The sequence below is a fragment of the Prochlorococcus sp. G5PB11 genome, assembly GCF_059772425.1.
In genome coordinates this window covers 667895-682265 of record NZ_CM186287.1, presented here as the reverse complement: position 1 = coordinate 682265, position 14371 = coordinate 667895, and the positions used below count along the sequence as shown (strand labels likewise).

The window sequence follows — 14371 nt, the reverse complement described above, 5'->3', positions numbered from 1 at the left end:
GATGATTTTGGAATGCTTTGAGCCAATTTATATCATGTTTTTGTAATAGTTGATTTTGTTTAGGGTGATTTACTTTCAGATGTATGGTTATTCACTTTAAAAGGTTTATTAATTCACAGATGTTCTTATAATTGGTAAAACCCTTATATATGGCTGATCCATTGGGGCCTAATAGTACTGGTCCTGGGGAATCCGACGATCGGATCATACAGACTGATTTAAGAAACGAAATGTCGCGTTCCTACTTGGAATACGCGATGAGTGTGATAGTTGGCAGAGCTTTGCCTGATTCGAGAGATGGACTTAAGCCTGTTCATAGAAGGATTTTGTATGCCATGTATGAGCTTGGGCTAACTAGTGATAGGCCATACAGGAAATGTGCACGTGTGGTTGGAGAAGTTTTAGGTAAATTCCATCCCCATGGTGACACAGCCGTTTATGACGCCCTGGTTAGGATGGCGCAAGATTTTTCAATGCAAATGCCCCTCATTGATGGGCATGGGAATTTTGGATCTGTTGATAATGATCCACCGGCTGCAATGAGGTACACGGAATCAAGATTGCAATCTTTGACCACTGATAGCTTGCTTGAAGATATTGAATCTGAAACAGTTGATTTCGCAGATAATTTTGATGGATCTGTTCAAGAGCCAACAGTATTGCCTGCAAGAATACCTCAATTGTTATTAAACGGCTCTTCTGGAATAGCTGTAGGTATGGCAACAAACATACCTCCCCATAATCTTGGGGAATTGATTGATGGATTGATGGCTTTAATTTCTAATCCTGAGTTAGAAGAAATAGAGTTGATGAATATTATCAAAGGCCCAGATTTTCCAACTGGGGGACAGATACTTGGCAGAAGTGGAATTAAAGAAACATACATTACTGGCAGAGGATCAATAACAATGCGTGGAGTTGCTGAAATAGAAACAATTGAAAATACAGGTAGACCAGATAGGGATGCAGTGATAATAACTGCACTTCCTTATCAAACAAATAAAGCAGCATTAATAGAGCGAATCGCTGATATGGTTAATGACAAAAAACTTGAAGGGATTGCAGATATAAGAGATGAAAGTGATAGAGATGGAATGAGAATTGTCGTTGAGTTAAGAAGAGATTCTTACCCTCAAGTTGTTTTAAATAATTTATTTAAGCTCACTCCTTTGCAGACTAATTTTAGTGCAAATATGCTTGCATTAGTCAATGGTGAACCAGTTACATTGTCACTTAGAAAGATGTTGCAAGTATTTCTAGATTTTAGAGTAGAAACTATTAAAAAAAGAACTAAATATCTCCTGAAAAAGGCAGAGAGTAGAGATCACATATTACTAGGATTATTATTAGCTTTAGATCAATTAGATGAAATAATTAGTCTCATTAGATCAGCTTCTGATTCAGCTACAGCTAAAACTAAATTACAAGAACTTCATGGCTTAACAGATATTCAGTCTGATGCTATTTTGCAGATGCAGCTAAGAAGGCTGACTGCATTAGAAGCAGATAAAATAAGACTAGAACATGAAGATTTAGTTGAAAAAATAATAGATTTAAAAGATATTTTAAATAAGAAAGAAAGGGTTTTTGAAATAACAAAAATAGAATTAAATGAAATAAAAGAAAAATATAATTCTACCAGAAGAACAGAAATCCTAGATCTAGGAGGAGGTCTTGAGGATATTGATTTGATTGCAAATGAAAGATCAGTTGTTTTGCTGACCGAAACAGGATACTTAAAGAGGATGCCTGTGAATGAATTTGAAGCAACGAGTCGAGGTACTAGAGGTAAAGCAGGAACCCGAAGCCAAGGAGAGGAGGAAGTAAAAAAATTTATTAGCTGTAATGATCATGATAGCCTCCTCCTTTTTAGTGATAGAGGAGTTGCTTATGCATTTCCCGCTTACAGAGTGCCTCAATGTAGCAGAACTGCAAAAGGCACGCCTATTGTTCAATTGCTTCCAATTCCAAGGGAAGAGGCTATTACCTCATTACTTTCTGTGAGTTCTTTTGATGATGAAAACTATTTGTTAATGCTTACGAGGGGAGGCTTTATCAAAAGAACACCTCTTTCATCTTTTAGCAAGATTAGAGCAAATGGATTAATTGCAATAGGTCTAGAGGATGGAGATGCTTTGACTTGGGTTCGATTGGCTGAATCTGGCGACAGTGTTTTGATTGGTTCTAAAAATGGAATGACTATCCATTTTAGATTAAATGATTCCGAATTACGTCCTTTAGGTAGGGCAGCAAGAGGGGTTAGGGCAATGAATCTAAAGTCTGGAGACTCACTTGTAAGTATGGATGTTTTATCTACTGAGTTAGCTGACCATGTTGATAAAAGTGAGGTGAAAGAAGAACTAGAGGATGAATCATCAGTCTCTGAAGGCCCTTGGGTTCTTGTTGCGTCTGGAAATGGACTTGGTAAAAGAGTTCCTGTTACACAATTTCGCTTGCAAAAGAGGGCTGGAATGGGACTAAGAGCAATAAAATTCAGAAAAGATGGTGATGAGCTTGTAGGCCTAAGGGTTCTAGGAAAAGGAGAAGAATTATTATTGGTTAGTGAAAGGGGAGTAATTGTTAGAACTAGTGCCGATAAAATCTCTCAACAATCAAGAGCTGCAACTGGGGTAATAATTCAGAAACTTGATAATGGTGATAAGTTGTCGGAGGTTGTTTTAGTCCCTCGAGAACAAACAAATGATGAGGAAGGGAGAGAATCATCCACAATTGATGAACCAATAAATACAGATCCAATGTCTAACAATTGAAATTGATTGATTCTGCTGACGTATTAGTTTTGGGAGCAGGACCAGCTGCTCTTTGTATTACTGCTGAGTTGGTTCAACAAGGAATTAAAGTTCAGGCAATAGCTTCTAAGTCTCCTCTAGAACCCTGGCCAAATACTTATGGGATCTGGGCCTCTGAGCTTGAGTCTTTAAATATGCAGGAGTTACTTAAATATAGATGGAAAGATACTGTTAGTTTCTTTGGAGATGGTTTGAATGAAGAAGGCAATATTTGTACAAACCATTCTCTTGATTACGGTCTGTTTAATTCAATTAATTTTCAAGAAGCTCTTCTAGAGCGATGCAATGGACTTACTTGGCAAGTTGAGACAGTAAAAAAAATAGATTTTGGTAAAAAAGAAACAACTGTGATTTGCACTTCTGGAAACAAATATTTCGCCAGGCTAGTAATTGATGCAAGCGGTCACAAAACCCCTTTTATTAGAAGACCTGATCATGATGAAATTGCTAAGCAGGCGGCATATGGTGTAGTTGGGAAGTTTAGTTCTGCTCCAGTAGAGAAGAATCGATTTGTCTTAATGGATTTTAGACCTGACCATTTAAGTTCAAAGCAACTAAGTGAGCCCCCTTCTTTCCTTTATGCAATGGACTTGGGAGATGGAAGTTATTTTGTTGAGGAAACTTCCTTGGCATGTGCACCTCCTCTTTCTTTTGAAATTTTAAAAGCAAGATTAATTGCAAGATTATCAAGCAAAGGAATTCAAATTGAAGAGATAATTCATGAAGAGCATTGTCTTTTTCCTATGAATTTGCCATTGCCATATAGAGATCAACCTCTTTTGGCTTTTGGAGGCTCGGCCAGCATGGTTCATCCTGCATCTGGTTACCTTGTCGGATCACTTTTAAGAAGAGCACCTTCATTAGCAAAGGAAATAGCAAAAACAATCAAAAAAGATCCTTCTCTGCCTACATCTCAGATAGCGAGAAGAGGATGGAATACTCTTTGGACTACTGAATTAGTTCAAAGACATCGGCTTTATCAGTTTGGACTTCAACGTCTAATGAGTTTTGACGAATCCCTCTTAAGATCTTTTTTTGATACTTTTTTTAAATTACCCAAAAAAGATTGGTATGGATATTTAACTAATACGCTTCCTTTGCCAAGACTTTTTATTGTTATGCTCAAATTATTTTCTATTGCCCCATTTAAGGTGCGCTTAGGAATGATTAACTTTCTAATAAAAAAGAAAAGTTAGATTTTCTTTTTCCAATCTATAGGAGAAATTAGAGGAAAAATACAATCCTCTCTCTCTATTTCTTTTAATGTTTTTTGATTGATAATTTTACTATCTTTAATAGCATTAATTAACATCCAAAATCTTTTTAGATGCAAGTTGATTCTTTCTCTGGCAAGCTCTGTAGTTGTCCCTGCCTTGAGAATAAAACTCCAATCAGAGGATTGACACAATAAAAGTTCTCTCCCAGCCTGTCTAATTATTTTTATATTTGATTCATCTATTAAACCATCTGAGCAAATACTTACCATCTCTCTCCCAGCTTTACTCCATTCATGAACAATCCATGCATTTGATTTGTCTAACCAATAATCATGAAAGCCACCTTGTCCCCAACTAGATGGCGAAGGATTGCATAATTGGATTTTAGATGTTGATTGAAGAGCCTCTTTTAGCGTGATTAATTTAATACCTTCATTTTTTGATTTGATAAATACATTTGAGAGAAATTCTGGTCCTTCAAACCACCAATGTCCAAAAAGCTCTGCATCAAAAGGAGCAATTAACAATGGCTCTATTTGCATTGAATTAGATAGATTTATAAGTTGCTTCTTTCTTGCTTTTAAAAAATTTTCGGCGTCTTTTTTAATACTTTCTTTTGCAGATTGTGGATCATATTCTTCTTTGTTAGCTAAAGATGTATTTTGAGAAGTAATCTTAAATAATTTAATTCCTAATGGCCTTTTCTCGTTAATACCTATTTTTTTTAAACTCTCTATTGATAAATCCCATCCCAAGTCTCTATGGAATTCTCTGTAGTTTGGATTGCCAGGATAACCATCCCTTGCTGACCAAACTGGAAGAGTTGATTCACTATCCCTACCAAAAAAAGCTACTCCTTTTTTAGTGCAAATTGGAGCATATAAACCATATCTTGGTCTAGGTTCTGCATTCAATAATCCATGTCCATCAAGAACTGCATATCTAAGGCCAGCTTCAGCCATTAATTTATCTAAGCCTTCGTAATAGGCACATTCGGGTAACCAAATGCCCAACGGAGCGTCCACAAAAAGTCGTTGATGTTCTCTGACTGCAGTTCTTAATTGAGCTCTAACTGCTTCCGGGTTTTCTCTTAAAAGCGGAAGATATCCATGAGTGGCGGCACAAGTAAGAATATCAATTACTTCTGATGTTTGTAATTGCTTAAATCGTCCTATTAGATCACCTTTACACCCCTTCCAGCTTTCTAATTGTTTTTGAAAGTGATTTTTTAGATGTAGGACCGCCGCTGTACAGTTTGTTTCAAGTGTATTTAAGACTTCTAATCTAATAGCTACCCATGCTTCAAAGCGATTCTTTAATAGGTCATCTTCTAAAAGAGAAAGCAACGTTGGCGATAAACCTATTGTGATCTTAGGTGTTTGATCTTTTGCATTCGAGGCCTCTTCAAGGGTTTCTAAAAGTGGTAAATAACATTCCACCAGAGCTTGAAAGAACCAATCCTCCTCTAGTGAACCAGGTTCTTCTGATCTCACGTAAGGTAGATGGGCATGCAGGACTATGGCGAGATTGCCTTTAGCCATTAAAACTCCAAGATTTTCGGAATAGATCTTTGGATACTTATACTCTTTAGTCGCACTAGAATAGATAAACTTTAAGTTCTAAGCCAAATCTAGTTAAATTAGATACGTGATTTAGTAAGTTGGAAATAATTAATTTTGAACTATTACTTAGAATTTCTTCATGCAAATTTGAGGTTCAATCTTGAATTTTAAATTTTTAGAAATAAAAAAAATAAAAAGATCAATTGAATAGTTAGAAACTTAATGTTTTTTGTAAAAATTTGTTAGAAATATACTACAATTAAGTTAATTCATATAGACCTTAAAAAGTCTAGTTATTTTTATATTTTTCATGCTATGGCCAAAGATCCAGGCCGAGTTTTAATTTTTGATACCACATTAAGAGATGGAGAACAATCCCCTGGTGCGAGTCTGAATTTAGAAGAAAAGTTGGCTATTGCTCAACAATTAGCAAGACTAGGCGTAGATGTTATTGAGGCAGGATTCCCTTTCGCTAGCCCTGGCGATTTTGCTGCAGTTCAGAAAATAGCTGAGCAAGTAGGTGGAGATGAAGGGCCTATTATTTGCGGATTATCAAGAGCCTCAAAACCTGATATAAAAGCTTGTGCCGATGCTATAGCTCCAGCACCAAAAAAAAGGATACATACCTTTATCGCAACTAGTGATATTCATCTTGAACATAAATTAAGAAAATCCAGAAAAGAAGTTCTCGATATTGTTCCAGATATGGTTAACTACGCTAAAGGTTTTGTAGATGATGTTGAGTTTTCTTGTGAAGATGCAGCAAGAAGTGATTTGGATTTTTTGTATGAAGTAATTGAATTAGCCATATCTTCAGGTGCCAATACTATAAATATTCCAGATACCGTTGGATATACAACGCCTTCTGAGTTTGGAGATTTAATATTAAATATAGACAAAAATGTTCCAAATATAGATGAAGCAGTTCTTTCAGTTCATGGCCATAACGACTTAGGACTTGCTGTAGCAAATTTCCTTGAGGCGGTAAAGAATGGAGCTAGACAACTTGAATGCACGATTAATGGAATCGGAGAGAGAGCAGGTAATGCTGCTTTAGAGGAATTGATTATGGCTCTACATGTAAGAAGATCGTATTTTAATCCTTTTTTTGGGAGACCTCCTGAATCTCCAACCCCTTTAACAGCAGTTAGAACAGAGGAAATAACTAAGTCCTCACGATTGGTCTCTAATTTAACTGGTATGGTCGTTCAACCAAATAAAGCAATTGTTGGAGCAAATGCTTTTGCTCATGAATCTGGAATACATCAAGATGGAGTTTTGAAGAATAGGCTTACCTACGAAATTATCGATGCAAAAACAGTTGGCCTGTCAGACAATAAAATTTCTTTAGGTAAATTAAGTGGTAGGAGTGCAGTTCGGGCTAGATTAGAAGACCTTGGGTATGATTTGAATAGAGAAGATCTTAATGATGCTTTTGCTAGATTTAAAGACTTAGCTGATAGAAAAAGAGAGATAACAGATCGTGATTTAGAAGCCATTGTTAGTGAGCAAGTTCAACTTCCAGAAGCTTTGTTCCAATTGAAATTGGTCCAAGTAAGTTGTGGCACATCGCTAAGACCCACGGCAACCGTAACTGTCGTTGGAGAAGATGGAGAGGAAAAAACCGCTGTTTCCCTAGGTACAGGTCCTGTTGATGCAGTAGTGCGAGCTTTAGATTCTCTAACTGAAGAACCCAATGAATTAATTGAATTTTCTGTAAAGTCCGTTACGGAAGGAATAGATGCTTTAGGAGAAGTTACGATTCGAATAAGAAGAGATGGAAGCCTTTTCTCGGGTCATTCAGCTGATACTGATGTTGTTGTTGCAGCTGCGCAAGCATACATAAATGCGCTTAATAGATTAGTAGCCGCTGAGGGAAGAAAATCCATTCATCCGCAACATGATCTCGCCAAGGCAGAGAAAAAAGGGGTTTAACTTAGGTCCGTTATGATATCTGAAATAGGGTTGCGTAAATTTTTTTAAGAAAAACTTCTTTAAACATTATTCAAAGATTAATGTATCTTGTGACGATTTGATAAGCGCACATAAATGGCTTTAAAAAGAAATCTTTACCGACTGACTGGACTTGATGGGGCTCCTCATCATGTCCTAGATGCTCCTTATGAAAGTATTGATGCAGCACTTTTTGCTGCAAAGTCTTGGTGCAATGGACAAGGATTGAAGTGCACAATTAAAGATAGAGGGATAGGTGTACAAGTGCTTGCAGGAAATGGAACTTGGAGAACAGTTTGTTATCCATCTAATTGTTTGCAATTGTCTCTCGCTTAAAATAAATTGTGATTTAGGTCGTATGTTTTTATTGGAAGGAATAATTTTTTAAAGAAATGGGTTCAGGAATGCGCGGCTACTGGACACTTGCTTGGTTTGGCTTAGTCTCAAATACGCTTGCAATTCCATTTATTGCCTATGTAGTTGGATCAGGACCACCTCTGCAAACGGCAAATATAACAATTGCTATTAGCCTTGCCTGGCCATCTGCAGTAACTGGGATTGTCGCTTCTGCGGGTTTATTTGCTCAAAGAGGTTGGGGTGTGATTTTATCAATAGTTGCTTTGTCTATGACTCTTTCAGGAACTTTGCCCTATGGGATAATTAGGTTAATTAAAGTAAATGATCTTTTTGGTATTAGCGGCTTATCATTACTTATTGCTTTTCTGAATTTATTGGCCCTACTCTACTGGTGTAGAAGAGGTCACAGAAGAATTAGGCTTTAACTTATTAAATATTTCAATAGATGCGGTAATTTTCTACCTTGAATTTAAGCTGGGATATTTCAACCTTCTGTGGCGCATCCTCCTCCAGACAGAGACGAAAGCCCTAAGTATTATTTCTATTTCTGCTCTCGTTAAACTACTTTCTTTTAATTGGCCATCAATCTGACGAGACTGAATTATTTTCCTTACTGTTTTGCAAGCATCATTATCTGATGATGATGCGTCTAGAGCTCTTAATGCTGCTTCGCAACCATCTGCAAGCATTAGTATTCCCGTTTCTTTGGAATGAGGAATAGGGCCTTTATATCTGAAACGTTTTTCAGAGACAGAAGGATCTCTTTCTTTGGCTTTATGAAGAAAATAACCCATTTTTAAAGTACCTTGATGTTCTGGAATGAAGTCAGCAATGGGTGATGGAAGTCGATATCTCCTTGCAAGCTTTAATCCTTCATCTACATGTGCTTGAAGAATATCTGCGCTTTTATATGGATTTTTGATTTCTTCATGGGGGTTTATTCCATCTTTCTGATTTTCAATAAACCAATTAGGAGCGTGTAGCTTTCCAACATCATGGTATAGGGCTCCAGTCCTTATTAAGTCAACATCAGCTCCAATTACTCTTGCTCCTTCCTCTGCAAGACTTAAAATTGTTAAAGTATGCTCAAATGTACCTGGTGCTTCTCTAGATAAACGGCGAAGTAACGGACGTTCTTGATCAGCTAGCTCCATTAACCTTGCTCTTGTAAGTAATCCAAAAGTATTTTCCAATATAGGAATAATTAATATCGTTACCATCAGCATTGCACTTATAATAAGTGTTTCATTCAGTAGAGAATTAGGATCAAATGATAGATTATTAAATTCTAAATTTTTTGCTTCAATTAGTTGATTAAATATAAACCATTGTCCTAACAATGCACCAAAAGGTATAAAAACTGCTATTTGAAGAATTTGTGCACGGCTTCTCATTCTTCTACCTAAAAAGGCTATTAATGATCCAGCAATGCAAGCAATTATTAATCTAATTTCATTTGAGCTATCAAGAGATGATGGCCATATTAAACTAGCAGCAGCCATCCAAGCTAATGAGGTTGTTGTACCTATTCCTTGTGAAAGAAGTAGTGTAGGAGGTAATATTAATTGCATTGGGCTTGCAAGCGTACCAAGCCAGTCTTTTGTTAGTTGAACTACAAATAATAAAGTTAAAGAAAGTAACGCATGCTTAGTTTTAAGTCTGGGCTTCTCTCTTCTCATAATCATCAGAAGTAACCCACAACTTCCCATAGATTCTGTGAAGGTTATTAACCACTTTATTGGCCTAGGACTTCGACTTACCTTGTTAAAATGTTCTAGAATATCAAACTCTTGAGAACTTATTGGCTCTCCTTTTTTTGATATTAAACTACCTTCTTTAACTTTTATAATTTTTACTCCATCATTATTTATTAAATTTTCAAGTAATATATTTGTTTTCGAATAATCAATTTTTAAATTACTTTTCTGATAAAAACTACTCGATAATACTTTCGCTCCCAATGATCTGCTTGGATATTCTTTGACACCAAGATCTAGTAATTGTAGAGACGAAGCTTCATTAAGTTGATCAAATGCAAGTGTATTTATAATTCCTTGAGATAGCATTCTCTTTGATGCTTTTTTGACCTCTTCTTCCCAGCTTTTCCATTCACTATTGGAAACATTAATCAGCCATTTCTTTTCTGAATCGGTTGGGTTGATTTTATTTATATCTGCTTCGAAAGTAGAATCTTTAAAGGTGCGAAGTTTTTTGATTTTCTTTAAAACAATCTTTTCTAAATTATTGGTTTGATTTTCATCGATAACTTGGAGAAAATTGTCTTCTAAGTCTTTTTTCTTCTCTTTTAGTGCTTTTGTATCTATTACTAATGCATCCTTTGGCGCTATTTCGTTGATTTGAGCAATATCTCCAGGTTTGAGATCCGGAACAGCAAGTAACTTATAACTTGAAAATATTGCTACTAATAGGCAGACCAATAGTAGACCTAACTTGTCAGTTGCTGACCAGCGAAGTATCGGACGTCTGGGAGATTGGCTCCCTAACCATATTCTCCATATTTTTTTTGGACTCGGTAATTTAGCCACAGGCTTTTTTCACCTACGCCTAACGCTAGGTTTAATGCGTTGATTAATTGTAATTGTATTCATTTTATTTATGCCAAACATTTTAGATGGAAAAAAACTTGCTCAGGAGATTGAACTCATTCTTAAACAGACTATAGAATCTGGATCAAAACTTGCGAGGCGTCCCCCGGGTTTAGCTGTGCTAAGAGTTGGTAACGATCCTGCAAGTGGAGTTTATGTCAATTACAAGGAAAAAGCTTGCGATCGGATAGGTGTTAGAAGTTTTGCTAAACATTTAAAAGAAGATATTTCATTAGAAGAACTTAGAGAAATTATTAAAAGTTTGAATGAGGAGAAGAATGTTGATGGAATTTTATTGCAACTTCCTTTGCCTTCGCATCTGGATGAGGATTCCTTGCTTAGAAGTATTGATCCTGACAAGGATGCTGATGGATTACACCCTTTGAATCTTGGACGATTAATAAAGGGTGAAAAAGGCCCAAGATCATGTACCCCTGCAGGAGTTATGGCTCTGCTTAAGAGAAACCAAATAACAATAGAAGGCAAAAGAGCTGTGGTAGTTGGCAGGAGCATCCTAGTTGGCAAACCAATGGCTTTAATGCTTGAAGCCGCAAATGCCACTGTTACGGTTGCTCACTCAAGAACTAAAGATCTTGTCTCTATAACTAAAGAGGCTGATTTACTTGTTGTGGCTGCTGGAAAGCCTTACTTGATAGGAAAAAATCATATAAGTGATAATTGTGTCGTTATTGATGTAGGTATTCATAGACTAAAAATTGAAGAAGAAAATCTGAAAGACAGAAAAAAGATCAAACTGTGTGGAGATGTAAAGATGTTTGAAATTGAAGACAAAGTAGCTGCTTATTCTCCTGTGCCTGGAGGTGTGGGGCCTATGACAGTAACAATGCTTCTGGCAAATACGGTTGATAGGTGGCAGAAACATTGTGGATTACCTTTAACTATTAGTCATTTACTTCCATGAATCACAATGTCCTGACAGAATTGATACAAATTAATTTTTTGCATGCAGGAAGCAATCGCTTCTTTTGACTTCGCGGAGTATCTAGAAAAATCTAGAACTCGAGTTGAACATGCGCTGGATGCCTCTCTGGGCCCTGAAAAGCCTGAAAAACTGAGAGAATCTATGCGCTATTCCCTTTTGGCCGGAGGGAAAAGATTAAGGCCGATTCTTTGTCTAGCTGCTTGTGAACTTGCTGGAGGAGAAGTCGAAAAAGCTCTCCCTACTGCAGTGGCTCTGGAAATGATTCACACGATGTCTCTTATCCATGATGATCTACCTTCAATGGATAATGATGATTTACGTCGAGGACGGCCTACTAATCACAAAGTCTATGGAGATGCTGTAGCAATACTTGCTGGAGATGCTCTATTGACTAGGGCTTTTGAGATGGTATCAATACGGACCAAGGGGATACCATCAGAGAGACTCTTGAAAGTAGTAGGTGAGCTCTCATTAGTGGCAGGAGCTCCTGGATTAGTGGGAGGGCAAGTAGTTGATCTTGATTGTGAAGGTAAAGAGGTTGATTTGGAGACCTTGGAGTATATTCATCTTCACAAAACAGGAGCTTTGCTAAAGGCATGTGTTACTTGTGGAGCATTAATTGGTGGTGCTGATGAGAAGCTTCTGGAAGCATTAAGTGTCTATGCAAGAGGGATTGGATTGGCATTTCAAATAATTGATGACATTCTTGACGTAACAGCAAGTAGTGAAGTGTTGGGCAAAACAGCAGGAAAAGATTTAATTGCTGATAAAACTACTTATCCAAAATTACTTGGTCTTGAGGAATCTAGAAAGAGAGCGGATCTATTAGTAGCTAAAGCAAAAAATGCCCTTGATCCTTGGTCTGAAAAATCAAAACCTCTTCTTGCATTGGCTGATTACATCACAAGTAGAGATAGATGATTACCAATCCGGCTTTCGAATCTCAATTTATTTATATTCTTGATAATGCTGTATTGGCCTGGGGCCTTGCAGCATGTGGTATTGCTCAATTTTCTAAATTATTATTTGAATTAATTTTTAAGCAAAGATGGAGACCATCGGTACTTTTAGAAACAGGCGGTATGCCCTCAAGTCATTCGGCTTTGGTAACAGGAACTGCTGCAGGAATTGGGCTTCAGCTTGGGTTTAATGATCCTTTATTTGCTTTGGCTTCAACAATTGCTTTTATCGTTATGTATGATGCCTCAGGAATAAGAAGATCGGCAGGTTTAACGGCTGCAAAAGTTAATGAGATTTTAAGAGATAATTACAGTGAATTATCGACTGAAACTATTTTAAAAGAGTCTTTAGGACATACTAAAATTGAAGTATTGGTTGGCAGTTTTGTTGGACCTATTGTTGCTTTGCCAGGTATTTTCTTCCTTGGTTCTCCTTTGCATATTTTGCAAATGATAGGATTATTTTCTGTGTGAAAGAAGAAAAAATAAAAGAAGATTGTGTTGTCTTAACCAAGGACCAAGAAAAATCTTTTGAATTATTTTGTGAGTGGTTAAAGGCACCATATTCCTTTAAACCTTTTGTAATGAAAGGCTTTGCAGGTAGCGGAAAAACATATTTATCAATGAAACTATTAAAAAAGGTAGATGAATTAGGTTTGTGTTGGACTGTTGTTGCACCAACTCATAAAGCTGTAGGCGTATTAAGGGAGGGATTGAAAAATGAATCTATTCAGCCAACATGGTTCCCTTCTACAATTCACCGTTTGCTTCGTCTTAAGTTAAAAAGACAGGCGGATGCCGAAATATGCGAGAAAACAGATCAAACGGAGAAATCTTTAGAGAATTTAGGACTTGTTCTGATTGATGAGGCATCAATGATTGATTCCAAATTATTGGAGATAACTCTTGAATGTGCAAGATGTAACTCGACTCGGTTGGTCTTTGTTGGTGATCCTGCTCAACTCCCACCAGTAGGAGAAAGCTCTAGCTCAGTTTTTTTAATGAAAAGAGCAATAAATACTGAACTTAGAGAAGTTGTTCGTCATCAAGGACCTGTTCTTAAATTGGCAAAGATAATTAGAGACGGGCAAATCCCTTGTAATCAGCCATCTATACTTCCAATTTTTCATTCTAAGAAAGGTAATGTTGGAATATTAGATAGAAATAGTTGGCTTGAAAGAGCTAAAGGTGCATTGCGGTTATCTTCTTTAGAGGATGATCCAGATAGAGCAAGAATTCTTTGCTATACGAATAGAATTGTTGACAATCTAGTACCTCATGCAAGAAGAGCTATTCATGGTGAGATGGCAGATCAATATCAGGTTTTACCTGGTGAGGTTTTAATTAGCCGCAAGGCTGTAATGGTAAACGCTTCATTAAAAGAGGATGAGATTGGAGAAGAACCAGATATTTTGATTAATTCCAATAGAGAAATGCTGGTAGAAGATGTAATCCCAAATAGTTTTGACTTAGCCTCTTTAGGCATTCATCATAATTTTGAAAGTCTTTTACCTGTTATTCAAACTCAGATAGCTAAAGTTATCTGTGATCAAAAAGAATTCTCTCTAAGGTTAATGCCTCAAATAGGTTCTAAATCTCGAAGCGAGTTGGACCTCTCTTTGAATGAGTTGAGCAATTTAGCAAGAGAGAGAGGAAAAAAAAATAGCGCCTCGATTTGGAAACTTTTCTTTTTTATTAGAGATTCATTCGCTTCTTTAGGTCCTGCTTCTGTCCTTACAATTCACAGAAGTCAAGGAAGTACTTTTGGAGAAGTGTTTATAACTTCCGATGTTTTTTGGCCTAAAGATCTTGAATTTAGAAAACGACTTGTATACGTCGCAGTAAGCAGAGCAAGCGAGGGCGTTTGGATTGTTGGTGACAGTAAAAGTAATAGGGATAAAGCTCTTTTAGAGAAACTATTAATTGATTAATTTCTAAAAATTTTATTTTTGAAAATAAATTTA

At 36.6% G+C, this 14371-nt stretch carries 11 protein-coding genes; 9 read left to right on the top strand and 2 right to left on the bottom strand.

Annotated elements, in window-relative coordinates:
- Positions 1-149: 149 nt before the first annotated feature.
- On the top strand, positions 150-2771 hold the full coding sequence (gyrA, locus tag AC6EI0_RS04290; RefSeq protein ID WP_498523210.1) for a DNA gyrase subunit A: 2622 nt from the start codon (positions 150-152) through the stop codon (positions 2769-2771).
- A gap of 5 nt (positions 2772-2776) precedes the next feature.
- A complete protein-coding gene (gene crtL / locus AC6EI0_RS04285) occupies positions 2777-4006 on the top strand; it encodes a lycopene beta cyclase (RefSeq protein ID WP_498523496.1) in 1230 nt (409 codons plus the stop codon).
- On the opposite strand, the gene AC6EI0_RS04280 is transcribed toward crtL, so the two are convergent.
- Complete coding sequence (locus tag AC6EI0_RS04280; protein ID WP_498523209.1) at positions 4003-5568, bottom strand: glycoside hydrolase family 57 protein; 1566 nt, start codon at positions 5566-5568, stop codon at positions 4003-4005. The genes crtL and AC6EI0_RS04280 overlap by 4 nt on opposite strands.
- A 336-nt stretch (positions 5569-5904) precedes the next feature.
- On the opposite strand from AC6EI0_RS04280, the gene AC6EI0_RS04275 reads away from it, so the two are divergent.
- From AC6EI0_RS04275 to AC6EI0_RS04265, 3 genes are all read left to right on the top strand, one after another.
- Entirely contained in the window at positions 5905-7524 is a 1620-nt protein-coding gene (locus AC6EI0_RS04275; RefSeq protein ID WP_498523208.1) for a 2-isopropylmalate synthase, read from the top strand.
- Positions 7525-7638: 114 nt separating this feature from the next.
- Positions 7639-7878 (top strand): hypothetical protein, encoded by a 240-nt coding sequence (locus tag AC6EI0_RS04270; RefSeq protein ID WP_498463149.1) that lies wholly within the window; start codon positions 7639-7641, stop codon positions 7876-7878.
- A gap of 68 nt (positions 7879-7946) precedes the next feature.
- The gene (locus AC6EI0_RS04265; RefSeq protein WP_498523207.1) at positions 7947-8324 is read left to right on the top strand and encodes a hypothetical protein; all 378 of its coding nucleotides are present in this window, start codon (positions 7947-7949) and stop codon (positions 8322-8324) included.
- Positions 8325-8357: 33 nt separating this feature from the next.
- On the opposite strand, the gene AC6EI0_RS04260 is transcribed toward AC6EI0_RS04265, so the two are convergent.
- Positions 8358-10445: an HDIG domain-containing metalloprotein gene (locus AC6EI0_RS04260; RefSeq protein ID WP_498523206.1), complete on the bottom strand. Its 2088-nt coding sequence runs from the start codon at positions 10443-10445 to the stop codon at positions 8358-8360.
- A gap of 70 nt (positions 10446-10515) precedes the next feature.
- Here AC6EI0_RS04260 and folD point away from each other — a divergent pair, with 70 nt between their 5' ends.
- Genes folD through AC6EI0_RS04240 form a run of 4 tightly spaced genes read left to right on the top strand, consistent with a single transcriptional unit; the run spans position 10516 to position 14338 of the window.
- On the top strand, positions 10516-11427 hold the full coding sequence (folD, locus tag AC6EI0_RS04255; protein WP_498523205.1) for a bifunctional methylenetetrahydrofolate dehydrogenase/methenyltetrahydrofolate cyclohydrolase FolD: 912 nt from the start codon (positions 10516-10518) through the stop codon (positions 11425-11427).
- A gap of 42 nt (positions 11428-11469) precedes the next feature.
- A complete protein-coding gene (crtE, locus tag AC6EI0_RS04250) occupies positions 11470-12369 on the top strand; it encodes a geranylgeranyl diphosphate synthase CrtE (protein ID WP_498523204.1) in 900 nt (299 codons plus the stop codon).
- Positions 12366-12881, top strand: coding sequence for a divergent PAP2 family protein (locus AC6EI0_RS04245; protein ID WP_498523203.1), 516 nt, complete (start codon positions 12366-12368; stop codon positions 12879-12881). The genes crtE and AC6EI0_RS04245 overlap by 4 nt, the downstream gene beginning before the upstream one ends.
- Complete coding sequence (locus AC6EI0_RS04240; RefSeq protein ID WP_498523202.1) at positions 12878-14338, top strand: ATP-dependent DNA helicase; 1461 nt, start codon at positions 12878-12880, stop codon at positions 14336-14338. Before AC6EI0_RS04245 ends, AC6EI0_RS04240 begins: the two co-directional genes overlap by 4 nt.
- Positions 14339-14371 lie beyond the last annotated feature (33 nt).